This is a genomic window from Microbacterium sp. SLBN-146, from assembly GCF_006715145.1.
Classification (GTDB): Bacteria; Actinomycetota; Actinomycetes; order Actinomycetales; family Microbacteriaceae; genus Microbacterium.
The window spans coordinates 2,964,834-2,989,238 of sequence record NZ_VFMR01000001.1; the positions used below are offsets into that span (position 1 = coordinate 2,964,834).

Genomic DNA, 24,405 nt, shown 5'->3' on the forward strand with positions numbered 1-24,405 from the left:
GTCAGGACATGGCAGGCTCACCGCCCGCCCGTGAACGCGGCGGTCCGGCCGTGTGAACGGAACGTGACCGAGACGCCTGCCGCGTTCGCCGTCGCCCGCGATAATGGACCCGTGAACGACAGCGGCATCCGGATCAACCCGAGCATTCTCGCGGCGGACTTCGTCAACATGCAGGCGGAGCTCGCGCGCATCGCGACCGCCGATTTCGCACATGTCGACGTCATGGACAACCACTTCGTGCCGAACCTGACGTTCGGGCCGCAGATGGTCGAGCGCATTCAACAGACGAGCCCCGTACCGCTCGACGTCCACCTCATGATCACCGACCCCGACCGCTGGGCACCCGGGTACGCGGAGCTCGGCGCGGCATCCGTCACCTTCCACCTCGAAGCGGCCGCGGACCCCCGCGCCCTCGCCCGACGACTCCGCGACATCGGGGCGCGCGCGGGGATCGCGGTCAAGCCCGCGACTCCCATCGACGGTCTCCTCGATCTCCTCGACGACGTCGATCAGATCCTCGTGATGACGGTCGAGCCCGGATTCGGGGGCCAGTCGTTCATGCCCGAGACGATGCCGAAGCTCCGCGCCCTCGCTGACGAGGCCAAACGGCGAGGCTCGCATGTGTGGCTGCAGGTCGACGGGGGAATCGGCGAGTCGACGATCGCCCTCGCCGCGGATGCCGGAGCCGACACGTTCGTCGCGGGTTCGGCCGTCTTCGGGGCCGCGGATCCCGATCTCGCCATCGCGGGCCTGCGCGCCGCCGCAGCGCAGCATGCGCACGACCACGGAGCGAAGTGAGATGTCGGACGATCCGCGGCCGCGTCCGCTCCATCGCTTCCTGAGCGCCTACAGCGGAGAGCACGGGGTCTACGGTCTCGTGCTCGTGACGGCTCTCATCGCCGTCGCGTGGGATCAGGACAGCGACGCCGACGTGATCATCTTCGTCACGGGCACAGTCGTGGCCTTCTGGCTCGCACACATCTACGCCGCTGTCGTCGCGAGCCGGGCGACCCGGCCCGCACCGACGCTGAGGCAGTCGATCCGGAACGGTGCGCGGCATTCCTCGGGCATGCTCTTCGCGACCCTCGTGCCCGCCGCACTCCTCTCGCTCGGCACGTTCGACGTCCTCGACGAGTACACCGCGTACTATCTGGCACTCTCGTCAGGAGTCGTCCTGCTCGCGCTCATCGGATGGGCCAATGCCGCACGGAACGGCAGCACGTGGCCGTGGCGGGTTCTCGGAGCCGTCGTCACCACGATGCTCGGGCTGCTCGTCATCCTTCTCAGCATCCTCGCCCACTGAGGCGCGCTCACCACCTCCCGATCCCCGGTACCCTGGCATGGTGAAGACGTTCGACGCGCTGTTCGCCGAGCTCGCGGCGAAAGCTGCCGAGCGCCCCGAGGGATCCGGAACCGTCGCGCAGCTCGACGCGGGTGTCCACGCGATCGGCAAGAAGATCGTCGAAGAGGCCGCCGAAGTGTGGATGGCCGCCGAGTACGAGTCCGACGACGCCGCCGCGGAAGAGATCTCCCAGCTCCTGTACCACCTCCAGGTGCTGATGCTCGCAAAGGGTCTGACCCTCGACGACGTCTACCGACATCTCTGAGCGCTGCCCCCGCCGCTCACCCCTCGACTCCGAAAGTCCCGCCCCATGCTGCGAATCGCCGTGCCGAACAAGGGTTCCCTCGCGGAAACCGCGACTGAGATGTTGCAGGAAGCCGGCTACACCGGTCGCCGGGATCCGAAGGATCTCCATGTCCTCGATCCCGTCAACGATGTCGAGTTCTTCTACCTTCGGCCGAAGGACATCGCGACCTACGTCGGCTCGGGCGCTCTCGATGTCGGCATCACGGGGCGGGACCTCCTCCTCGACGCCCGCATGCCCGGCGCACGCGAGATCGAAGCGCTCGGCTTCGGCGACTCGACCTTCCGCTTCGCAGGTCCCCCCGGGCGCTTCTCCTCGTTGGAGGACCTCGAAGGTCAGCGCGTCGCGACGTCGTATCCGGGTCTCGTCGACGGTTTCCTCGATGAACGCGGTATCGCGGTCGACCTCGTACCGCTCGACGGCGCCGTCGAGTCCGCCGTGCGTCTCGGGGTCGCCGACGCCGTCGCCGACGTCGTCTCGACGGGCACGACGCTCCGCCAGGCCGGGCTGGAGATCTTCGGACCCGTGATCCTCGAGTCGGAAGGCGTCCTGATCGGCGCACCGAACGAGGCCGAGGGCACCCAGACGCTCCTGCGGCGCCTGCGCGGAGTGATGGTCGCGCGGCGCTACGTCCTCGTCGACTACGACCTCCCGGCATCCCTCATCGACCAGGCCGTCGCGCTCGCGCCCGGCATCGAGTCACCGACCATTTCGCCGCTGCGCGACCCCGAGTGGGTCGCCGTGCGCGTCATGGTGGCGCGCAAGAACGTGAATCAGGTGATGGATTCGCTCTACGGCATCGGCGCGCGCGCGATCCTCGTGACCGCGATCCACAACGCGAGGCTCTGATGAGCCTCGTCTGCCGCGTCATCCCGTGCCTCGATGTCGCCGGAGGACGGGTCGTCAAAGGCGTCAATTTCATGAACCTGCGCGACATGGGCGACCCCGTCGAACTCGCACGCGAGTACTTCCGCCAAGGTGCCGACGAACTCACGTTCCTCGATGTCACGGCGACGGTCGACGACCGCTCGACGACGTACGACGTCGTCCGGCGTACGGCCGAAGAGGTCTTCATCCCCCTCACGGTGGGCGGGGGAGTGCGCACGACCGACGATGTCGCACGTCTCCTGGCCGTGGGCGCCGACAAGATCGGCGTCAACTCCGCCGCGATCGCCCGCCCCGCCCTGCTCGATGAGATCGCGGACCGCTTCGGCGCTCAGGTCCTCGTGCTCTCGCTCGACGTCACGAGGGCCGAGACCACTCCCTCGGGCTTCGTCGTGACGACACACGGCGGACGCACGGCGACGACACTGGATGCGCTCGCGTGGGCGCGTGAGGCGATCGAGCGCGGCGCGGGCGAACTCCTCGTCAACTCGATCGATGCCGACGGTACGAAGGCCGGCTTCGACCTCGAACTCGTGCGGCTCATGCGTGAGATCTCGAGCGTCCCCGTCATCGCCTCGGGCGGAGCGGGACGCGCGGAGGATTTCGCGCCGGCGATCGAGGCGGGAGCGGACGCCGTGCTCGCGGCTTCCGTCTTCCACTCGGGACAGCTGACGATCGGCGATGTCAAGGCCGCCATGGTACGAGACGGCATCGCCGTCCGGGAGACATCATGACCGAGTCCCTTCAAGAACGCATCGATCGCGTCGCCTTCAACGGCGACGGACTCGTCGCCGCGATCATCCAGCAGTGGGACACGCGCGAGGTGCTCATGCTCGGATGGATGGATGCCGAGGCGCTGCGGCGCTCCCTCACGGAGGGCCGTGTGACCTTCTGGTCCCGCTCGCGGCAGGAGTACTGGCGCAAGGGCGACACCTCCGGCCACATCCAGCTCGTCAAGGGTGCACGTCTGGACTGCGACGGAGACGCCGTGCTCTTCGACGTGGAACAGGTGGGGGCGGCATGCCACACGGGCACGCGGACCTGCTTCGACAGCGACGACCTCGCGCCCGCGACGAGCGTCGAAGGCGCGCTGTGATCCGACGCGCGCGGCTGCTCGCGATCCTCGCGATCCTCGCGACGGGAGCGATCGGCACGATCTCCTCGACCCAGACATGGCTCACGGTGTCGCTGGGCGACGGACCGCACGACGCCCTCGCGGTACCGGGCGCCTCGGCGATCCCCGTACTGGCTCCGCTGAGTCTCGCCGTGCTGGCCCTCGGGGGAGCGCTCACGATCGTCGGACGCGTTCTGCGTTACGTCTTCGGGGTGCTCACGCTCCTCATCGCGGGAGTGCTCACGGTTCTCACGGGTGCCGTGGTCTTCACGCCCCAGCCGTCCCACGTCGCGAGCGTCGTCACCGAGGCAACGGGCATCACGGGTCGGGACGCGGTTGCCGAGCTCGTCTCGGCCCTCCACTCGACGCCGTGGCCCGCCGTGACACTCGTCGCCTGGATCGTGCTCGCCGCCGCGGGCATCCTCACCCTCGCCACGGGACACCACTGGCGCTCAAGCGGTCGACGCTACTCGACCGACGAGACCGGCGGGTCGGATCGCGCGACATCACGACCGCACGACGCGATCGACGACTGGGACGACCTCTCCCGTGGCCAGGATCCGACCGCCTGACCGCTAGACTCGGACCGTACCGCGTTTCTACGGAGGAGACCCATGAGCAACCAGATCGGCGACCCCGGCCACGGACACTCACCGGCCGCCTGGACTGCCGTCGTCATCATGCTGGTCGCCGTCGCGCTCGGCACGATCTTCTACTGGTTCGATCTGCCGATCCTGGTCTGGGCATCGGCAGGGCTCCTCGTCGTCGGCCTCATCGTCGGCTGGGCCATGGCCAAGGCGGGCTACGGCGTGAACGGCCCGAAGTACTCTTCGAAAGCTCACTGACGTGCTCGCCGACCTCACGGCCGGCGCGGTTCACGACGCGGAGGCCCGCTCCGCGCGACGCCCCCTCGAGGTCGTCGAACGCGATGCGCTGGCTCAGCCTCCTGCCCGAGACGCTCTGGCCGCTCTGGCTCCCTCGGAGCGCGTCAAGATCATCGCCGAAGTGAAGCGCGCGAGTCCGTCGCGCGGTGACCTCGCCGACATCCCCGACCCGGCGCTGCAAGCCCGGCTCTACGAGCAGGGCGGCGCATCGGCGATCTCGGTCCTCACGGAAGGCCGCCGATTCAAGGGCAGCCTGTCCGACCTCGAAGCCGTCAAGGCCGCCGTCAGCGTTCCCGTCCTCCGCAAGGACTTCATCGCCACCGAGTACCAGGTGCTCGAAGCGCGCGCGTCGGGTGCCGACCTGGTCCTCCTCATCGTGGCAGCACTGGCGCAGCCGGTGCTCGCTCGCCTGCACGCCCTCATCCTCGAGCTCGGCATGACCCCTCTCGTCGAAACGCACAGCGCCGAAGAAGTCGACACCGCCGCTGATCTGGGCGCGACGCTCATCGGTGTCAACGCACGGGACCTTTCGACGTTCACCCTGGACCGCGACCTCTTCGGTCGTCTGTCCTCCCGTATCCCCGCCGGTGCCGTCAAGATCGCCGAGTCGGCCGTCCTGACGCCGGCAGACGTCGCGCACTACCGTGCCGCGGGTGCCGACGTCGTCCTCGTAGGAGAAGCCCTCGTGACCAACGACCCGATTTCCACTCTCGCCTCCTTCCTGGGGGCCGGCTCATGAGCCTGCGCGAAGCGGCCGGTCCGTTCTTCGGCGACTTCGGCGGCCGGTACATGCCGGAATCCCTCATCGCCGCGATCGACGAGCTCACCGCCGAATACGAGGCCGCGAAGGCCGATCCCGCCTTCGCGGCGGAGTTCGCCCGCTTGCTGCACAGCTACGCCGGGCGGCCCTCGCCGATCACGGAAGTGCCTCGTTTCGCCGAGCACGCCGGCGGTGCGCGCATCTTCCTCAAGCGCGAAGACCTCAATCACACGGGTTCGCACAAGATCAACAACGTCCTCGGGCAGGCCCTCCTCACGCAGCGGCTGGGAAAGAGCCGCGTCATCGCGGAGACCGGTGCAGGCCAGCACGGGGTAGCGACGGCGACGGCCGCCGCGCTCTTCGGGTTCGACTGCACGATCTACATGGGCGAAGTGGACACGAAGCGCCAGGCGCTCAACGTCGCGCGGATGCGTCTGCTCGGCGCCGAGGTGATCCCCGTGACGACCGGCTCCCGCACGCTGAAGGACGCGATCAACGACGCGTACCGCGACTGGGTCGCCTCGGTCGAGACGACCAACTACATCTTCGGCACGGCAGCGGGCCCGCACCCCTTCCCGGCGATGGTCCGGGACTTCCAGAAGGTCATCTCCGAAGAGGCCCGTCAGCAGCTCCTCGACGAGATCGGACGCCTCCCCGACGCCGTCCTCGCGTGCGTCGGCGGCGGATCCAACGCCATCGGCATGTTCGACGCGTTCCTCGACGATGCCGATGTGCGTCTTTACGGCGTCGAGGCCGCGGGCGACGGCGTCGATACGCCGCGGCATGCGGCATCCATCGGGCGCGGACGCCCCGGCATCCTGCACGGCTCCAAGACCTATGTCCTCCAGGACGAAGACGGTCAGACGATCGAGTCGCACTCCATCTCGGCGGGCCTCGACTACCCGGGCGTCGGACCGGAGCACGCGTGGCTCGCGTCGATCGGCCGTGCGGAGTACATTCCCGCGACCGATGACGAGGCGATGCAGGCGCTGCGCCTCCTGTCCGAGACCGAGGGGATCATCCCTGCCATCGAAACCGCCCACGCCCTCGCCGGCGCGCTGCGGATCGGCCGCGAACTCGGCCCCGACGCGGTGCTCGCGGTTTCGCTCTCCGGTCGCGGCGACAAGGACATGGACACCGCCGCACGCTACTTCGGCCTCTACGACGACGGAGCGCAGTCGTGAGCCGGGTTGCGGATGCCATCGCGAGCGCGCGCGCGGAAGGTCGCGGCGCCTTCGTCGGATACCTCCCGCTCGGCTACCCCGATCTGCAGACGAGCATCGATGCCGCCGTCGCCCTCGCCGAGAACGGCGCCGACGTCCTCGAACTGGGCCCGCCCTACTCCGACCCCGTGATGGACGGAACCGTCATCCAGGAAGCCACCCAGGCGGCCCTCGCCGGCGGCTTCCGGTTGCGCGACACCTTCACGGCGGTCCGCGAGATCACCTCTCGCGTCGATGTCCCCGTCCTCGTCATGACCTACTGGAACCCCGTCATGCAGTACGGCGTCGATCGGTACGCCGACGACCTCCTCGCTGCGGGCGGCGCGGGCCTCATCACGCCGGACATCACTCCTGACGAGGCCTCCGACTGGATCGCGGCGAGCGAGCGCACGGGACTGGATCGCATCTTCCTCGCAGCTCCGACGTCGACCGACGAGCGCCTGGATCTCATCGTCCGCCACTCGACCGGCTTCGTCTACACCGTCTCGACGATGGGCATCACGGGGGAGAGGGCCGAGCTGGATGCCGCCGCCCGCACCCTCGTCGCGCGACTGCGCGACCACGGCGTCGACAACGCGTGCGTCGGCATCGGGATCTCGACCGCCGACCAGGTCGCGGGCGTCCTGGAGTACGCCGACGGCGCGATCGTCGGCACCGCCCTCGTCCGGGCACTGCGCGACGGCGGCATCGACGCCCTCGCGGCAGAGGTCCGCTCGCTGACCGCCGGCGCGGCCTGAGCCCGCGCGCAACTAGGATTCTCGTCATGCCCCTTCTGCCGCTGAGCATTCCGAGCCCGGACGTCAGTTCGTTCCAGCTCGGTCCGATCACGATCCACTTCTACGCGCTCTGCATCATCGCGGGGATCATCGCCGCCGTCTTCCTGACGAACGCGCGTCTGACCAAGCGCGGAGCGGAGCCCTGGGTCGTCATCGACATCTCGCTCCTCGCGGTGCCGCTCGCGATCATCGCGGCGCGCGTCTACCACGTTCTGACGCACTGGAACTTCTACTTCGGCGAAGGAGCCAACCCGCTGTCCGCCCTCTACATCTGGGAGGGCGGAATCGCCATCTACGGCGCGCTCATCGGCGGCGCGGTAGGTGCGTGGCTCGGCTGCAGGTGGACCGGCATCCGCTTCTGGACGTTCGCCGACGCGCTCGCGCCGGGTCTCCTGCTCGCGCAGGCGATGGGACGGTTCGGAAACTGGTTCAACCAGGAGCTGTTCGGTCTTCCGACGGATCTGCCGTGGGGACTCGAGATCGACTACCCCAACTCGGCATGGCCCGTGGGCCTTCCGGAGGGCACGCTCTTCCACCCCACGTTCCTCTACGAAGTGATCTGGAACCTGCTCGGCGTTCTCGTGCTGCTGTGGGCCGGTCGGCGCCTCCGCCTGCAGTGGGGACGCCTCTTCGGGCTGTACCTCGTCTGGTACAGCGCAGGACGCATCGTGTGGGAGTCGATCCGCATCGACCCGAGCGACATCATCCTGGGGCTGCGCACCAACGTCTGGGCCGCCATCGCCGGTGTCGTGCTCGGTCTCGTCATCATCGTCGTCCAGAAGCGCCGTCATCCCGGGATCGAGCCGTCCCCGTACCAGCCCGGTCGCGAGTGGTCGCCTTCGGGCGCGGTACAATCGCAGGACACACCCGACTACGTCGACGTCAGCGAACCACCGACGGACGCCGTCGAAGAGGCCAGCGCCACAAGCACAGTCGCCACGAAGTAATCTCCGCGCACCCCCCGCGCCCGGGCCGACGTCGTCCCATTTCGAGTACCAAATGTGAGGACGGTTGGTATGGCTTCGAGCCCCCGTCACAGCGGCCACGGCACTGTTGCCCTTGGTCCGTCAGGATTCCCCGCGAAGCAGGGAATGTACAACCCTGACTTCGAGAAGGACGCGTGCGGTCTCGCGATGGTCGCGACTCTTCGCGGCCACGCCGGACACGACATCATCGATCTCGCGCTGACGGCGCTGCGCAACCTCGAGCACCGCGGGGCCATCGGCTCCGACGCGGGCACGGGCGACGGCGCCGGCATCCTGACGCAGATGCCCGACGCGTTCCTGCGCGCCGTCGTGGAGTTCGACCTGCCGCCCGTGGGGGAGTACGCCGCCGGAATGGCCTTCCTCCCGCGGGACGACGAGGAGCGCGAGACCCAGAAGCAGGGCATCGAGCGCATCGCGGCATCCGAAGGACTCACGGTCCTCGGGTGGCGGAGCGTTCCCACCGATGACGAGCACCTCGGCAAGCTGTCCTTCGCCGCGCGCCCCGTCTTCGAGCAGCTCTTCGTCGCGGGACACCCCCGAGCCGACGCGGCCCCGCTGTCGGGCATCGCGCTGGACCGCCGGACCTTCCGTCTGCGCAAGCGCTCGCGCACCGAGCTGGGCTCGTACTTCGTGTCGCTCTCGAGCCGGACGCTCGGGTACAAGGGCATGGTCACGACCCTCCAGCTCGAGCCCTTCTACCCCGACCTCTCCGACGACCGGTTCGCCTCCGAGCTCGCCGTCGTGCACTCGCGCTACTCGACCAACACGTTCCCGTCATGGCCGCTCGCGCAGCCGCTGCGCATGCTGGCCCACAACGGCGAGATCAACACGGTCAAGGGAAACCGCAACTGGATGCGTGCACGCCAGTCGCAGCTCGAGTCCCAGCTCGTCGGCGACATCCGGCCGCTTCTCCCGATCTGCACCGAGGGTGCGAGCGACTCGGCCTCGTTCGACGAGGTGCTCGAGCTCTTGACCCTCACGGGCCGCAGCCTTCCGCACGCGATCATGATGATGGTCCCCGAGGCCTATGAGAAGCAGGTCGACATCGACCCGCAGCTGCGCGCCTTCTACGACTACCACTCGCTCCAGATGGAGCCGTGGGACGGCCCGGCGGCCCTCATCTTCACCGACGGCACGCTCGTCGGGGCGACACTCGACCGCAACGGCCTTCGTCCCGGACGGTGGACGGAGACGACCGACGGCCTGGTCGTCATCGGCAGCGAGACCGGCGTGCTCGATTTCGCACCCGAGCGCATCAAGCGTCGCGGACGTCTGCGCCCCGGCCGCATGTTCCTCGTCGACACGGCCCAGCGTCGCATCGTCGAGGACGACGAGATCAAGCGCGATCTCGCCACGATGCACCCCTGGCAGGAGTGGCTCGATGAGGGGCGGGTCCGCCTCGCCGACCTCCCCGAACGCGAGCACATCGTGCACCCCATCGCGTCGATCACGCGCCGCCAGCGCACATTCGGATACACGGAAGAAGAAGTCCGCATCCTGCTCACCCCGATGGGCCAGAACGGCGCGGAACCGCTCGGTGCCATGGGATCGGACACGCCTGTCGCCGTCCTGAGCGAGCGTCCGCGGCTGCTGTTCGACTACTTCACGCAGCAGTTCGCGCAGGTCACCAACCCTCCGCTGGACTCCATCCGCGAAGAAGTCGTGACGTCGCTGTCGCTGGGGCTCGGACCGGAGCGCAACCTGCTCGACTGGGGCGCCGCGCACACGAGGACGGTCACCCTCGACTTCCCCGTCATCGACAACGACGAGCTCGCGAAGATCCAGCACATCCACACGGCTCTCCCCGGACGCTCGTCCGTGACGATCCGTGGCCTCTACCGCGTGGCATCCGGCGCGAAGGGGATGCAGAAGCGTCTCGCCCAGATGTGCGCCGAGGTCGACCAGGCGATCGAAGACGGCGCCGAGTTCATCGTGCTGAGCGACCGCGACTCCAACAAGGATCTCGCGCCGATCCCGTCGCTGCTCATGCTCGCGGCCGTCCACCACCATCTCATCCGCAATGAGACGCGCATGCGCGTGGGCCTCGTGGTCGAAGCGGGCGACGTCCGCGAAGTGCATCACGTCGCGACGCTCATCGGCTACGGTGCCTCCGCGGTCAACCCGTACCTCGCGATGGAGACCGTCGAGTACCTCGTCCGCGCCGGCTACATCACGGGCATCGCGCCCGAAAAGGCGGTCAAGAACCTCATCTACGCCCTCGGCAAGGGCGTGCTGAAGATCATGTCCAAGATGGGCATCTCCACGGTGTCGTCCTACGCGGGCGCGCAGGTCTTCGAAGCCGTGGGGCTCTCGCAGGACTTCATCGACACGTACTTCACCGGAACCGAGACGAAGCTCGGCGGAATCGGGCTCGACGTCATCACGGCCGAGAACAACGCTCGGCACGCCTACGCGTACCCGGAGGATGCCGCGGCGCGGGCGCACGAGCGCCTGTGGACCGGCGGCGAGTACCAGTGGCGACGCGACGGCTCGCCGCACCTCTTCAACCCCGACACCGTCTTCCGCCTGCAGCACTCGACGCGCACCCGCCGGTACGACATCTTCCGCGAGTACACGAAGCTCGTCGACGACCAGGCGAAGGAGCTCAAGACCCTCCGCGGTCTGTTCCGGTTCAAGACGGGAGAGCGCCCGCCGGTTCCGATCGACGAGGTCGAATCGGTGTCCGCCATCGTCAAGCGCTTCTCGACGGGGGCGATGAGCTACGGCTCGATCTCGCGCGAAGCGCACGAGACGCTCGCGATCGCGATGAACCGCATCGGTGGCAAGTCCAACACGGGCGAAGGCGGGGAAGACGTCGACCGGCTCCTCGACCCCGAGCGCCGCAGCGCCATCAAGCAGGTCGCCTCCGGCCGGTTCGGGGTGACGAGCCTCTACCTGACCGAGGCCGACGACATCCAGATCAAGCTCGCTCAGGGTGCCAAGCCCGGCGAGGGCGGGCAGCTGCCACCGACGAAGGTGTACCCGTGGGTCGCTCGGACGCGTCACGCGACGGCCGGCGTCGGGCTCATCTCACCGCCGCCGCACCACGACATCTACTCGATCGAAGACCTCAAGCAGCTCATCTTCGACCTGAAGCGAGCCAACCCGGGCGCCCGTGTGCACGTCAAGCTCGTGAGCCAGTCCGGAATCGGGGCCGTCGCTGCAGGAACCGCGAAGGCACTCGCCGATGTCATCCTCATCTCGGGCCACGACGGCGGAACGGGAGCGAGTCCGCTCAACTCCCTGAAGCACGCGGGCACCCCGTGGGAACTCGGACTCGCCGAGACGCAGCAGACGCTCATGCTCAACGGCATGCGCGACCGTGTCGTGGTGCAGGTGGACGGACAGCTCAAGACCGGCCGCGACGTCGTGATCGGCGCGCTGCTCGGCGCCGAGGAGTTCGGCTTCGCGACGGCACCGCTCGTCGTGGAGGGCTGCATCATGATGCGGGTCTGCCACCTCGACACGTGCCCTGTCGGCGTCGCGACCCAGAACCCCACGCTGCGTGCCCGGTTCACGGGCAAGCCCGAGTTCGTCGTGAACTTCATGGAGTTCATCGCCGAAGAGGTGCGCGAGCTGCTTGCGGAACTCGGCTATCGGTCGCTCGACGAGATCATCGGCCGGACCGATCTGCTCGACGTCGACGGTGCCGTGCGCCACTGGAAGGCGAGCGGTCTCAATCTCGGCCCCGTCCTCGAGGGCCCGCCCTTCGCCGAGGACGAGCCGCGACGCAACATGCGCTCGCAGCAGCACGAACTCGAGGAGCACTTCGACGTGCAGCTCATCGAGCGAGCGGCCGGTGTCATCGCCGACGGTGGACACATCGTCATCGATCTCCCGATCCGCAACACGGAGCGCGCCGTCGGAACGATGCTCGGTCACCACGTGACACGGGCGCACGGCGAGAACGGCCTGCAGTCCGGTTCCATCGAGGTCAACCTGACGGGCTCGGCGGGACAGTCGTTCGGCGCCTTCATGCCGGCGGGAATCACGCTGCGACTGGAGGGGGACTCGAACGACTACGTCGGGAAGGGTCTCTCCGGTGGTCAGATCGTCGTCCGTCCTCCGCGCACCGCGACCTTCGAGGCATCCGAGAACGTCATCGCCGGAAACGTCATCGGTTATGGCGCGACGCAGGGAACGATGTTCCTGAGCGGCGTCGTGGGGGAGCGGTTCTTCGTCCGCAACTCCGGTGCGACGGCCGTCGTCGAGGGAGTGGGCGACCACGCCCTCGAGTACATGACCGGTGGTCTCGCGGTGATCCTCGGAACCACGGGACGCAACCTCGGTGCCGGAATGTCGGGCGGAACGGCATACATCTACAAGCTCGACCCGGACCTGGTCAACCGCGAAGCGCTCGCGAACGGCGAGCTCGAACTCGGGCCGCTGGGCTCCGGCGATGCCGAGATGCTCCGCGACCTGTTGACCCAGCACGTCGGCGAGACCGACTCGCGTCTCGCGGCCTCGCTCCTGGAGAACTTCGAGGCCGAGGTCGACAACTTCGTGCGGGTCATGCCGCGCGACTACGCCGCCGTGCTCCTCACGCGTCAGGAGGCGGCAGCAGAAGGACTCGACCCCGATGGGGATGTCGTGTGGAACAGGATTCTGGAGGTGACGGGTGGCTGACCCCAAGGGCTTTCTCAAGACGACAGAGCGTGAACTGCCGCCGCGTCGACCGGTCCCCGTGCGGATCATGGACTGGAAAGAGGTCTACGAGCCGGGCGACTCGGCGGTGCTGCGCCGTCAGGCGGGGCGCTGCATGGACTGCGGAGTGCCGTTCTGCCACAAGGGATGCCCGCTCGGCAACCTGATCCCCGAGTGGAACGATCTCACGTGGCGCGGCGAGGGCCGCGCAGCGAGTGAGCGCCTGCACGCGACGAACAACTTCCCCGAGTTCACGGGTCGGCTGTGCCCCGCACCGTGCGAGAGCTCGTGCGTGCTCGGCATCAACCAGCCCGCCGTCACGATCAAGCAGATCGAGGTGTCGATCGCCGACGAGGCGTTCTCGAACGGATGGATCGAGCCCGAGCCGCCCGGACGCCTGACGGGGAAGACCGTCGCCGTCGTGGGATCGGGACCCGCCGGACTCGCCGCCGCGCAGCAGCTCACGCGCGCCGGCCACACCGTCGCGGTGTTCGAACGGGACGATCGCATCGGCGGCCTCCTTCGGTATGGGATCCCCGACTTCAAGATGGAGAAGAAGCACCTCGAGGCGCGGCTTCGCCAGATGCAGGACGAAGGCACGCGTTTCCGCGCGGGTGTGGAGATCGGCAAGGACATCTCCTGGAGCGACCTGCGCGCTCGCTACGACGCCGTCGTCGTCGCGACGGGCGCGACGGTGCCGCGTGATCTGCCGATCCCGGGCCGCGACCTCGCGGGCGTGCACTTCGCGATGGAGTACCTCGTCGAATCGAATCGAGCCGTCGCGGGCGACACCGTCCCCCACCAGATCTCCGCAGAGGGCAAGCACGTCATCGTCATCGGCGGAGGTGACACCGGCGCCGACTGCATCGGCACCGCACACCGCCACGGGGCCTTGAGCGTGACGAACCTCGCCATCGGCAAGCAGCCGCCGGCGGAGCGTCCGGAGCACCAGCCGTGGCCCATGACGCCGACGCTGTTCGAAGTGGCCTCGGCGCACGAAGAGGGCGGCGAACGGTCGTTCCTCGCCTCGACGGTCGAGTTCCTCGCCAACGACGCCGGCGAAGTCCGCGCTCTGCGCGTCGCCGAGACGGAGTTCGTCGACGGGCGCCGCGTTCCCAAGAGCGGAACAGAGCGAGAGATCCCCGCCGACCTCGTGCTCATCGCCATGGGCTTCACCGGCCCGGAGCAGGCCTTCATGTCGGACCAGATCGGCTCGCAGTTCACCGACCGGGGCAACCTGCGCCGCGACGACGACTACCAGACCTCGACACCCGGCGTCTTCGTGGCGGGTGACGCCGGCCGCGGCCAGTCGCTCATCGTGTGGGCGATCGCCGAGGGTCGTGCCGTCGCCGCCAGCGTCGACGCCCACCTGATGGGCGAGACCGAACTGCCATCTCCTGTTCGCCCGAACGACCTCGCGATCGGTCTTCAGCCCGCGTAGGCTGAGCCCGGCCCTTCGCCACCCAACCCACTGGAAGAAAGCACGGATGAGACGCGCAAAAATCGTCGCCACCCTAGGTCCCGCCACATCGACGTACGAGATGGTTCGAGCCATCATCGACGCGGGAGTGGATGTCGCTCGGTTCAACCTGAGCCACGGTGACTACTCGGTCCACGACAACAACTTCGCCAACGTGCGCAAGGCCGCAGACGACGCCGGTCGTCCCGTCGCGATTCTCGTGGATCTGCAGGGACCGAAGATCCGGCTCGGCAAGTTCGAGAACGGTCCCCACTTCCTCGCGGTCGGCGACATCTTCAAGATCACCGTCGAGGACATCCTCGGCACCAAGGAGATCGTCTCGACGACGTTCAAGGGCCTCCCGCACGACGTCAAGCCGGGCGACTTCCTGCTCATTGACGACGGCAAGGTCCGCGTCCAGGTGCTCGAGACCGACGGAACGGTCGTGACGACCGAGGTCATCGTGGCGGGTCCCGTCTCGAACAACAAGGGCATCAACCTGCCCGGTGTGGCCGTCAACGTCCCGGCCCTTTCCGACAAGGACGAGGCAGACCTCCGCTGGGGCCTCCGTGCCGGCGCAGACCTCATCGCGCTCTCCTTCGTGCGCGACGCCAAGGACGTCCAGCGCGTCCACGTGATCATGGCCGAAGAGGGGCGTCACGTCCCCGTCATCGCGAAGATCGAGAAGCCCCAGGCTGTCGACAACCTCGAAGAGATCATCGACGCCTTCGACGGCATCATGGTCGCCCGCGGCGACCTGGGTGTCGAGCTTCCGCTCGAGGCCGTTCCGATCGTGCAGAAGCGCGCCGTCGAACTGTGCCGTCGCATGGCCAAGCCCGTCATCGTCGCAACCCAGATGCTCGAGTCGATGATCGACAACCCGGTGCCCACCCGCGCCGAGACGAGCGACGTCGCCAACGCCGTCCTCGACGGCGCGGACGCCGTCATGCTGTCGGGCGAGACGAGCGTCGGGAAGTACCCCGTCGTCGTCGTCGAGACGATGGCGCGCATCGTCGCCTCGACCGAAGAGCACGGCCTCGAGCGCATCCAGCCGCTCAACGCGAAGCCGCGCACACAGGGTGGCGCCATCACGCTCGCAGCCCTCGAAGTGGCGGAGTTCGTCGAGGCGAAGTACCTCTGCATCTTCACCGAGTCGGGCGACACCGCGCGCCGCATGTCGCGGCTGCGTCCGCGGATCCCCATGATCGGCTTCGCACCGGATCCGGCGATCCGTCGCCGCATGGCGCTCACGTGGGGTGTCCAGTCGACGATCGTCGAGCATGTCGCGCACACCGATCGGATGTTCATCCAGGTCGACGACTACTTCCTCGCCAACGACCTCGCTCAGGTCGGTGACAAGGTCGTCGTCATCTCGGGTTCTCCTCCCGGAATCATCGGATCGACCAACGACATCCGCATCCACAAGATCGGAGACGCGGTGCACGGCAAGGCGCCGATCTACCGCGAGTAAGACACGGGTCTGTTGCACGACGGCCGCGCTCGGTACGCTGAGCGCGGCCGTCGGCGTTCACGGCGGCGTGTCGAAAGGACCCGGCCATGTGGGACATCTTCTGGCTCATGCTCTGGTTCGCCTACTTGACGGCCTACATCTACGTCGTGGTGCTGATCATCAGCGACCTCTTCCGCGACACCGCGCTGAGTGGATGGTGGAAGGCGGTGTGGATCGTCTTCCTGGTGTTCGTCCCCTTCCTCACGGCCCTCGTCTACCTCGTTGCGCGCGGGAGCGGCATCGCCGATCGAGCGGGTCGGGGGCGTGGCGTGGTCGCTGAAGCGGACGACTACCGGCCTCGGGCATCAGCGAGCCCCTCGGAGGACATCGCGCAGGCGAAGGCGCTGCTGGATGCCGGGACGATCAGCCAGGGCGAGTTCGAAGCCCTCAAGAGCAAGGCCCTCGGAAACCAGTACTTCGGAGCATGAATCGATCGTGCCGGTGGTGGGAGTCGAACCCACACGCCCTTGCGGGCAACCGAGTTTGAGTCGGTCGCGTCTGCCATTCCGCCACACCGGCGCACGTGTCATCGACGATACCGCAGGAAGTTCGCGACGCTGGCCGTAGGATGTACGAGTGACTGAGCAGGAACAGACCCCGTCTTCAGCCCCCCGCCGCGTCGTCGTGGCCGAGGACGAATCCCTCATCCGACTCGACATCGTCGAGATCCTCCGAGACAACGGCTTCGATGTCGTGGGCGAAGCGGGTGACGGCGAGACCGCCGTGCAGCTCGCGACCGAGCTCCGACCCGACCTCGTCATCATGGACGTCAAGATGCCCCAGCTCGACGGCATCTCCGCCGCCGAGAAGCTCAGCAAGAACCACATCGCCCCCGTCGTGCTGCTGACGGCCTTCAGCCAGAAGGAGCTCGTGGAGCGCGCGAGCGAGGCCGGCGCACTGGCTTACGTCGTGAAGCCCTTCACGCCGAACGACCTGCTTCCCGCGATCGAGATCGCTCTGGCGCGCTACGAGCAGATCATCACGCTCGAGGCCGAGGTCGCCGACATGGTCGAGCGCTTCGAGACGCGCAAGCTCGTAGACCGTGCGAAGGGCCTCCTCAACGAGAAGATGGGCCTCAGCGAGCCCGAGGCGTTCCGCTGGATCCAGAAGGCGTCCATGGATCGCCGACTGACGATGCAGGACGTCGCGAAGGCCATCATCGAGCAGCTCGCGCCCAAGAAGTAATCAGGCGCGTCCGCTCGGCAGGTCGCGGATCATGTTCGTGATGCGGATGGTCGAGCAGCGGCGACCCTGGTCGTCCGTCACCACGATCTCGTGGACAGTCATCGACCGCCCGAGATGAATCGGCGTGCAGACACCCGTCACGATGCCGGATGTCGCGGACCGGGTGTGCGTGGCATTGATGTCGACGCCGACAGCGAGCCGACCTTCTCCGGCGTGCAGGTTGGCGGCCATCGAGCCGAGTGATTCGCCGAGCACGACGTATGCGCCTCCGTGGAGGAGACCCACGGGCTGCGTGTTCCCCTCGACGGGCATCGTGGCAACGCACCGATCGACCGCGAACTCGGTGAACTCCATGCCCATCTTCTCGGCGAGAGCACCCATTCCACGACGTGCGGCCCATTCGAGGCCCGGTGCATCGGAGGGGGAGGTCGCGCTCATCGGTCTCGCTCTCGACTGTCGGAGGCCCTGACTAAAGTGGCAGGGTGACGGACTCCGCAAAGCCTACCCTTCTCGTCGTCGACGGCCATTCCCTGGCCTACCGTGCGTTCTTCGCCCTGCCTGTCGACAACTTCACGACGAAGGACGGGCAGCACACGAACGGCATCTACGGCTTCCTGGCGATGCTGATCAACCTCATCAAGGCCGAGAAGCCGACGCACCTGGCCGTCGCGTTCGATACGTCGCGCCAGTCCTTCCGCACGCGCGAGTACAGCGAGTACAAGGCGAATCGGTCAGAGACGCCGTCAGAGTTCAAGGGCCAGATCCCGCTCCTGCAGGACTGCCTCGCGGCGATGAGCATCGAGGTGCTGAGCCAAGAAGACATCGAAGCCGACGACATCCTCGCGACGCTCGCGACGCAGGGTGCCGAACAGGGCTACACCGTGCTCGTGTGTTCCGGCGACCGTGACACCATCCAGCTCGTCAATGACGACGTCACGCTCCTCTACCCGAACGTCCAGGGTGTGTCGCAGCTCAAGCGCTACGACCGCGAGGCCGTCATCGAGCGCTACGGCGTGACGCCCGAGCAGTATCCCGACATCGCCGCGCTCGTGGGCGAGACGAGCGACAACCTCCCGGGAGTCCCCAAGGTCGGAGAGAAGACCGCCGTCAAGTGGCTCACGCAGTTCGGCTCCCTCGATGCCCTCATCGAAGGCGCCGACTCCATCAAGGGCGTCGTCGGCGGCAATCTCCGCGACCACATCGACGATGTGCGGCGCAATCGCCAGCTCAACCGGTTACTGCGTGATGTCGAGCTCCCCGTGGCGATCTCGGATCTCGAGGTCAAGCCGATGGACGCTCAAGCCGTACGCGACATCTTCGCGCGTCTCGAGTTCAAGACCCTCATCCCGCGTGTCGCCGAGCTCGCGGGGATCGAGCAGCAGATGGCGGCCGTCACGAGTGCCGCCGCCGTCACGGCGCCTGTCGCGGCGGAACTCAGCGCCGATCAGCTCACAGAGTGGCTCGAGCGGGCCGAAGGCGACATCGGGGTCACGATCACGGTCGCGGGAGGCACCCCCCAGCGGGTAGGCCTCGCCGCGGGTGACACGGCGGTCGAAGTGTCCTGGACGCCCGAGACGGCGGCGTCCCTCGGTCCATGGCTCGCGTCCGACGCGCAGAAGATCTTCAGCGACGCCAAGCCGCAGATCAAGGCCCTTGCCCGGTCGGGGATCCGCACCCGCGGTCTGGGGTTCGACACCGTCGTCGCCGGGTGGCTCCTGCGGCCCAGCTTCCCCGACAAGACCCTCGCCGACCTTGTCGACCGCTACCTCGATGAGCGACTGCCCGAGGCCGATCCGACGCAGCTCGTGCCCGAGACGGAAGGCGCGACACCGGGACAGTTGTCCTGGTACGCGCTCCGCGTCGCCGAGGCCCAGCGCGCCGAGATGGCGCCGAGCGTCGAGCGGGTCCTGACCGAGATCGAGCTGCCGACTCTCACGACGCTGGCAGACATGGAGCTCGCCGGCGTCGCGGTATCCCACGACACACTGTCGACGTTCTCCCGCGAGCTGGGCGAGCGCGCCGACGCGATCGCGCGCGAGGCGTACGCGACGATCGGTCGCGAAGTGAACCTGGGGTCACCCAAGCAGCTGCAAGAGGTCCTTTTCGACGAGCTCGAGCTGCCCAAGACACGCAAGACGAAGACGGGATACTCGACCGACGCGGCGGTGCTCGCCGACCTGCAGGAGACCAATCCGCATCCCTTCCTGAACCAGCTGCTGCAGCATCGCGAAGCCACGAAGCTCCGACAGATCATCGAGTCGCTCGATGCCGCGATCGCCGCGGACGGGCGCATTCGCACGACCTATGTCCAGACCGGGAGTCAGACCGGCCGACTGTCGAGCACCGACCCGAACCTGCAGAACATTCCGATCCGCACGGAGGAAAGCCGCCGCATCCGCTCGGCGTTCGAAGTGGGTTCGGGCTACGAGACGCTCCTGACCGCCGACTATTCGCAGATCGAGATGCGGATCATGGCGCACCTGTCGGAGGACCCGGGGTTGGTCGAGGCATTCAACTCGGGCGAAGATCTCCACCGCTTCGTCGGCGCGCGTGTCTTCGGGGTCGATCCGTCCGATGTCACGTCGCAGATGCGCACGAAGGTCAAGGCGATGTCCTACGGTCTCGTCTACGGTCTCTCCGCCTTCGGCCTGTCGAAGCAGCTGAGGATCGAGCAGTCCGAGGCGAAGCAGCTCATGATGGAGTACTTCGCGCGGTTCGGAGCGGTTCGCGACTACCTCCGTTCTTCCGTCGAACAGGCTCGGATCGACGGCTACACCGAGACGATCTTCGGACGCCGACGGCCGTTCCCCGACCTCGCGAGCCCCAACCGCGTGCTCCGCGAGAACGCGGAACGCGCGGCCCTGAACGCCCCGATCCAGGGCAGCGCCGCCGACATCATGAAGATCGCGCTCTTCCACATCCACGACGACTTCACCGCGGCAGGACTGCAATCCCGCGTCCTCCTGCAGATCCACGACGAACTCGTCGTGGAGGTCGCCGCGGGGGAGTGGGATGCCGCCGAGCGGATCGTTCGTGAGCGCATGGGGGACGCCGCGGAGCTCTCGGTTCCGCTCGATGTCCAGATCGGGCGCGGGGCGAACTGGAACGACGCCGGCCACTGACCCGGTGGTCGTGCGACGGCGAGTTGCCTAGGCTCGTCGTATGACTGATGCACCACGGACTCCTACGCCGATCGACGACATCGCCGACGCATGGGTCGACACCCTCGCGGAGCTGGTTCCTTCACTCGCGACCTACATCGGGCGTTTCGAGCACAACGACCGGTTCGGTGACTTCTCTCCCGCGGGCCACGAGCGACTCATCGGTGAAGCGCGTGCGACTCTCGCTGCGCTCTCCGCCGCGGAACCCGTCGACGACATCGACCGTGTCACGAAGCTCGACCTGACCCGGGAACTGGAGCTGGACATCGAGCTCTCGGAGGCGAAGTCCCACTTGCGCGACGTCAACGTGATCGCCTCGCCCGTGCAGGAGATCCGGTCGGTCTTCGACCTCATGCCGACCGATACCCCGGAAGACTGGAGCGTCATCTCGCGGCGGCTGAGCGCCGTCCCGGGCGCCATTCACGGCTACATCGAGACGCTCCGGGCGGGGATCGCGGAGGGCGTCGTTCCGGCCCGCCGTCAGATCACCGAGTCGGTGTCGCAGATCGCACGCTACACGGCGGACACCGGCTTCTTCGCCTCGTTCGCCGCAGAGGCCGCGCCCGCCGAGGGCCAGCTCCCGGCGTCGCTCGCCGTCGAATTGACCGACAACGCCAACGCGGCGCGCGTCGCCTACGACGAGCTGGCGCGTTTCCTCGGGTCGGAACTCGCCCCCGCCGCAAGCGAGAAGGACGCCGTCGGACGCGAGCTGTACGCGCTGCACTCGCGCCGCTTCCTCGGTGCCACGATCGACCTCGACGAAACGTACGAGTGGGGCGTGGAAGAGCTTGCGCGGATGGTCGCGGAACAGACCGCGATCGCGAACGAGATCCTCCCGGGCAGTTCGGTCGAAGAGGCGGTCGCGTTCCTCGAGAAGGATCCCACCCGGAAGCTTCACGGGACGGAAGCGCTCCAGAAGTGGATGCAGGAGACGAGCGACCGCGCAGTCGAGGAGCTCGGACGCACCCACTTCGACATCGCCGAACCGATCCGCCGCCTGGAGTGCATGATCGCGCCCACGAAAGAAGGCGGGATCTACTACACGGGGCCGACCGACGACTTCTCCCGGCCTGGCCGCATGTGGTGGTCCGTTCCCGAGGGCGTCACGGAGTTCGACACGTGGCGAGAGCTCACCACCGTCTACCACGAAGGCGTTCCCGGACACCACCTGCAGATCGCGCAGGCGGTCTACAACCGCGCCGAGCTCAACTCCTGGCGCCGCCTTCTCGCCGGCACGAGCGGTCACGCCGAGGGGTGGGCGCTGTACGCCGAGCGGCTCATGCAACAGCTCGGTTACCTCGATGACGCGGCGGACCGACTCGGCATGCTCGACGGTCAGCGGATGCGCGCCGCGCGCGTCGTCCTCGACATCGGCGTGCACCTCGAGAAGCCGCGACTCGACGGCCAGGGCACCTGGGACTACGAATACGCGCTCGACTTCATGCGCGCCAACGTCAACATGCCCGACGAGTTCGTCCGATTCGAAGTGAACCGGTACTTCGGCTGGCCCGGACAAGCGCCGTCCTACAAGGTCGGACAGCGCATCTGGGAGCAGCTGCGCGACGATGTGCAGGAGCGCGAGGGCACGGACTTCGACATCAAGCGCTTTCACAAGCGCGCCCTCGACGTCGGTGGTGTGGGCCTCGACACCCTCCGGGCAGCTCTCGCCGGCTGACCGGGAGAGACCGGATTGAACGGAATAGGCCGGGGCCGAGCAGGGTTTGCATTCGCATGAATGAGATTCAGCTCGGCCTCGACACGTTCGGCGATGTGACACTGGACGACGACGGCAACCGTCTCTCCGACGCACAGACCATCCGGAACGTCGTCGCACAGGCCGTCCTCGCCGACGAGGTTGGCCTGTCGTTCTTCGGCGTGGGCGAGCACCATCGTCCCGAGTTCGCCGTATCGAGTCCCGAGATCGTGCTGGCCGCCGCGGCATCCGTCACGAAGAACATCCACCTCGGCACCGCCGTCACCGTCCTCTCGAGCGATGACCCCGTGCGTGTCTACGAGCGGTTCGCCACCTTGGACGCCGTCTCGAACGGTCGCGCCGAAGTCATTCTCGGACGGGGATCGTTCATCGAGTCCTTCCCCCTCTTCGGCTACGACCTGAGGGACTACGAAGTCCTCTTCGACGAGAAGCTCGACCTCTTCTCTCAGCTCCTGACGGAGAAGCCGGTCTCGTGGCAGGGAACGACCCGGGCGCCGCTCGAGAATGCCGACGTCTTTCCGAAGACCGAGAACGGCATCACGGCGTGGGTCGGGGTCGGTGGATCGCCCGAGTCCGTCGTCCGCACGGCACGATACGGCTACGGACTCATGCTCGCGATCATCGGCGGACCCGCATACCGGTTCCGTCCCTTCGTCGATCTCTACCACCGCTCCCTCACGTCGTTCGGACGCGAAAGCCTGCCGATCGGCCTCCACTCACCCGGGCACATCGCCGACACGGATCAGCAGGCGTGGGACGAGGCGTATGCCGGCTTCGAAGCGATGAACAACACGATCGGACGCGAGCGTGGCTGGCCGACGTACAACCGTCTGCGCTTCCAGCACGATGTGGGCCCCGAGGGTGCGCTCTACGTCGGGTCGCCCGAGACCGTCGCGCGGAAGATCGTCGACTCCCTGCGGACGCTCGACGCGCAGAGGTTCGATCTGAAGTTCTCGACGGGCACGCTGTCGCATGAGAAGCTCATGCGCTCCATCGAGCTTTATGGCACGAAGGTGGCACCGCTCGTGCGCGAGATGCTCGCGACCTGACCCGTCTCACCGTCCTACGATGAACTCATGACGGATGCCGCCACCGCACCGGCCTCCAGCGCCACGACGTCCGAGCGCCTCGACCGCCTCCCCTTCACTCGTCGGCACCTCCGTGTCCTGACGGGATCGGGGATCGGCTGGGCGCTCGACGCGATGGATGTCGGGCTCATCTCGTTCGTGATCGCCGCGCTCGCCGTTCAATGGCAGCTCGCCCCCGGCGAGACGGCGTGGATCGCATCGATCGGATTCGTCGGAATGGCCGTGGGCGCGACACTCGGCGGTCTGCTCGCGGACCGGTTCGGCAGACGCCAGGTCTTCGCGGTCACGCTCCTCGTCTACGGTGTCGCGACGGGGGCGAGCGCTCTCGTCGGCGGTCTTGCTCTCTTGCTCGTCCTCCGCTTCTTCGTCGGCCTCGGTCTGGGCGCTGAGCTTCCCGTCGCCTCGACGTACGTCAGCGAATTCGCCCCTGCTCGCATCCGGGGCCGGCTCATCGTCATCCTCGAGGCCTTCTGGGCGGTCGGATGGACGGCGGCCGCGCTCATCGGCTACTTCGTCATCCGCGAATACGAGGACGGATGGCGATGGGCTTTCGCGATCGGCGCCGTCCCCGCCGCCTACGCCCTCATCGTGCGGTGGGGGCTTCCCGAATCGGCGCGCTGGCTCGAGCGGCGGGGGAGGCGCGCGGAAGCCGACGCGGTCGTCCGGCAGTTCGAGGAGTCGGCCTCCATCAGCTCCGCTGCGTCCCGGCGATTGACGACCGGGATCATCGAACTCCCGCCGGCGGCTACGAGCGCGCGGGACAGGCTGGCAGCGCTGTGGTCCGCGGAGTTCCGCGTTCGCACGGCGTGCCTGTGGCTCGTGTGGTTCTGCGTCAACTTCTCCTACTACGGCGCCTTCATCTGGATCCCCTCGATCCTCGTCGCGCGCGGTTACGACCTCGTGCAGTCGTTCGGTTTCACGCTCGTCATCACACTCGCCCAACTCCCCGGATACGCCGCGGCGGCATGGCTCATCGAGGTATGGGGGCGCCGCGCGACCCTGTCGGTCTTCCTCGTGGGATCCGCGGTCTCCGCGGTGCTCTTCGGGACGGCATCGGATATCGCCGTCATCATCGGCGCCGGCATGGCTCTGTCCTTCTTCAACCTCGGAGCCTGGGGCGCTCTCTACGCCGTGACCCCAGAGCTCTATCCGACATCGCTTCGCGCGACGGGTTCCGGCTGGGCCGCGGGTGTCGGCCGGATCGCGTCCATCGTTGCGCCCCTCTCGGTGCCGCCGCTGCTGGTCGCGGGCGGCTCGCCGCTCCTCTTCATCGTCTTCGCCATCTTCTTCGCCGTCGCCGCCGCCACGGCCTGGGGGCTTGGCGACCGTCGCGGGCGCGCACTCGACGACAGGTGAACCCGCCGTAGGCT

Annotated in this window: 22 protein-coding genes and 1 tRNA gene; 21 read left to right on the forward strand and 2 right to left on the reverse strand. The window is 67.6% G+C overall.

Annotated elements, in window-relative coordinates; genetic code table 11:
* The first annotated feature begins 111 nt into the window (after positions 1-111).
* From rpe to FBY39_RS13345, 16 genes are all read left to right on the forward strand, one after another.
* A complete protein-coding gene (rpe, locus tag FBY39_RS13270; protein WP_141934203.1) occupies positions 112-798 on the forward strand; it encodes a ribulose-phosphate 3-epimerase in 687 nt (228 codons plus the stop codon).
* 1 nt (position 799) lies between these two features.
* Positions 800-1,303: a hypothetical protein gene (locus FBY39_RS13275; RefSeq protein WP_141932731.1), complete on the forward strand. Its 504-nt coding sequence runs from the start codon at positions 800-802 to the stop codon at positions 1,301-1,303.
* 40 nt (positions 1,304-1,343) lie between these two features.
* Entirely contained in the window at positions 1,344-1,607 is a 264-nt protein-coding gene (locus FBY39_RS13280) for a phosphoribosyl-ATP diphosphatase (protein ID WP_141932732.1), read from the forward strand.
* A gap of 45 nt (positions 1,608-1,652) precedes the next feature.
* Positions 1,653-2,495, forward strand: a complete 843-nt coding sequence (hisG, locus tag FBY39_RS13285; protein WP_141932733.1) for an ATP phosphoribosyltransferase — start codon at positions 1,653-1,655, stop codon at positions 2,493-2,495.
* Positions 2,495-3,265, forward strand: coding sequence for an imidazole glycerol phosphate synthase subunit HisF (hisF, locus tag FBY39_RS13290; protein ID WP_141932734.1), 771 nt, complete (start codon positions 2,495-2,497; stop codon positions 3,263-3,265). Before hisG ends, hisF begins: the two co-directional genes overlap by 1 nt.
* On the forward strand, positions 3,262-3,627 hold the full coding sequence (gene hisI / locus FBY39_RS13295) for a phosphoribosyl-AMP cyclohydrolase (protein ID WP_141932735.1): 366 nt from the start codon (positions 3,262-3,264) through the stop codon (positions 3,625-3,627). Before hisF ends, hisI begins: the two co-directional genes overlap by 4 nt.
* A complete protein-coding gene (locus tag FBY39_RS13300) occupies positions 3,624-4,217 on the forward strand; it encodes a Trp biosynthesis-associated membrane protein (RefSeq protein ID WP_141932736.1) in 594 nt (197 codons plus the stop codon). Before hisI ends, FBY39_RS13300 begins: the two co-directional genes overlap by 4 nt.
* A 42-nt stretch (positions 4,218-4,259) precedes the next feature.
* A complete protein-coding gene (locus tag FBY39_RS13305) occupies positions 4,260-4,490 on the forward strand; it encodes a DUF6704 family protein (RefSeq protein ID WP_141932737.1) in 231 nt (76 codons plus the stop codon).
* Between the two features lies 1 nt (position 4,491).
* A complete protein-coding gene (trpC, locus tag FBY39_RS13310) occupies positions 4,492-5,268 on the forward strand; it encodes an indole-3-glycerol phosphate synthase TrpC (protein ID WP_141932738.1) in 777 nt (258 codons plus the stop codon).
* Positions 5,265-6,473 carry a tryptophan synthase subunit beta gene (gene trpB / locus FBY39_RS13315; RefSeq protein WP_141932739.1) on the forward strand — a complete coding sequence of 403 codons (1,209 nt, stop codon included), beginning with the start codon at positions 5,265-5,267 and terminating at the stop codon, positions 6,471-6,473. Before trpC ends, trpB begins: the two co-directional genes overlap by 4 nt.
* Positions 6,470-7,249, forward strand: a complete 780-nt coding sequence (gene trpA / locus FBY39_RS13320) for a tryptophan synthase subunit alpha (RefSeq protein WP_141932740.1) — start codon at positions 6,470-6,472, stop codon at positions 7,247-7,249. Before trpB ends, trpA begins: the two co-directional genes overlap by 4 nt.
* A gap of 26 nt (positions 7,250-7,275) precedes the next feature.
* The gene (gene lgt, locus FBY39_RS13325; protein WP_141932741.1) at positions 7,276-8,235 is read left to right on the forward strand and encodes a prolipoprotein diacylglyceryl transferase; all 960 of its coding nucleotides are present in this window, start codon (positions 7,276-7,278) and stop codon (positions 8,233-8,235) included.
* Positions 8,236-8,304: 69 nt separating this feature from the next.
* Positions 8,305-12,900 carry a glutamate synthase large subunit gene (gene gltB / locus FBY39_RS13330; RefSeq protein ID WP_141932742.1) on the forward strand — a complete coding sequence of 1,532 codons (4,596 nt, stop codon included), beginning with the start codon at positions 8,305-8,307 and terminating at the stop codon, positions 12,898-12,900.
* The gene (locus tag FBY39_RS13335; RefSeq protein ID WP_141932743.1) at positions 12,893-14,359 is read left to right on the forward strand and encodes a glutamate synthase subunit beta; all 1,467 of its coding nucleotides are present in this window, start codon (positions 12,893-12,895) and stop codon (positions 14,357-14,359) included. The genes gltB and FBY39_RS13335 overlap by 8 nt, the downstream gene beginning before the upstream one ends.
* Positions 14,360-14,405: 46 nt before the next feature.
* Positions 14,406-15,848 (forward strand): pyruvate kinase, encoded by a 1,443-nt coding sequence (gene pyk, locus FBY39_RS13340; RefSeq protein WP_141932744.1) that lies wholly within the window; start codon positions 14,406-14,408, stop codon positions 15,846-15,848.
* Positions 15,849-15,934: 86 nt separating this feature from the next.
* Entirely contained in the window at positions 15,935-16,315 is a 381-nt protein-coding gene (locus FBY39_RS13345; RefSeq protein WP_141932745.1) for an SHOCT domain-containing protein, read from the forward strand.
* A gap of 8 nt (positions 16,316-16,323) precedes the next feature.
* On the opposite strand, the gene FBY39_RS13350 is transcribed toward FBY39_RS13345, so the two are convergent.
* A tRNA-Leu gene (locus tag FBY39_RS13350) sits at positions 16,324-16,406 on the reverse strand.
* Between the two features lie 57 nt (positions 16,407-16,463).
* On the opposite strand from FBY39_RS13350, the gene FBY39_RS13355 reads away from it, so the two are divergent.
* The gene (locus FBY39_RS13355; RefSeq protein ID WP_141932746.1) at positions 16,464-17,072 is read left to right on the forward strand and encodes an ANTAR domain-containing response regulator; all 609 of its coding nucleotides are present in this window, start codon (positions 16,464-16,466) and stop codon (positions 17,070-17,072) included.
* Here FBY39_RS13355 and FBY39_RS13360 read toward each other — a convergent pair whose 3' ends face one another.
* A complete protein-coding gene (locus FBY39_RS13360; protein ID WP_141932747.1) occupies positions 17,073-17,510 on the reverse strand; it encodes a hotdog fold thioesterase in 438 nt (145 codons plus the stop codon).
* 44 nt (positions 17,511-17,554) lie between these two features.
* Between FBY39_RS13360 and polA the strand changes: the two genes are divergently transcribed.
* The 4 genes from polA to FBY39_RS13380 are packed head-to-tail and all read left to right on the forward strand — an operon-like array spanning position 17,555 to position 24,391.
* Complete coding sequence (gene polA / locus FBY39_RS13365) at positions 17,555-20,194, forward strand: DNA polymerase I (protein WP_141932748.1); 2,640 nt, start codon at positions 17,555-17,557, stop codon at positions 20,192-20,194.
* Positions 20,195-20,234: 40 nt separating this feature from the next.
* Positions 20,235-21,908: a DUF885 domain-containing protein gene (locus tag FBY39_RS13370; protein WP_141932749.1), complete on the forward strand. Its 1,674-nt coding sequence runs from the start codon at positions 20,235-20,237 to the stop codon at positions 21,906-21,908.
* A 56-nt stretch (positions 21,909-21,964) separates the two neighbouring features.
* Positions 21,965-22,996: an LLM class flavin-dependent oxidoreductase gene (locus FBY39_RS13375; protein ID WP_141932750.1), complete on the forward strand. Its 1,032-nt coding sequence runs from the start codon at positions 21,965-21,967 to the stop codon at positions 22,994-22,996.
* A gap of 27 nt (positions 22,997-23,023) precedes the next feature.
* Positions 23,024-24,391 carry an MFS transporter gene (locus tag FBY39_RS13380; protein ID WP_141932751.1) on the forward strand — a complete coding sequence of 456 codons (1,368 nt, stop codon included), beginning with the start codon at positions 23,024-23,026 and terminating at the stop codon, positions 24,389-24,391.
* The last annotated feature ends 14 nt before the right edge of the window (positions 24,392-24,405 follow it).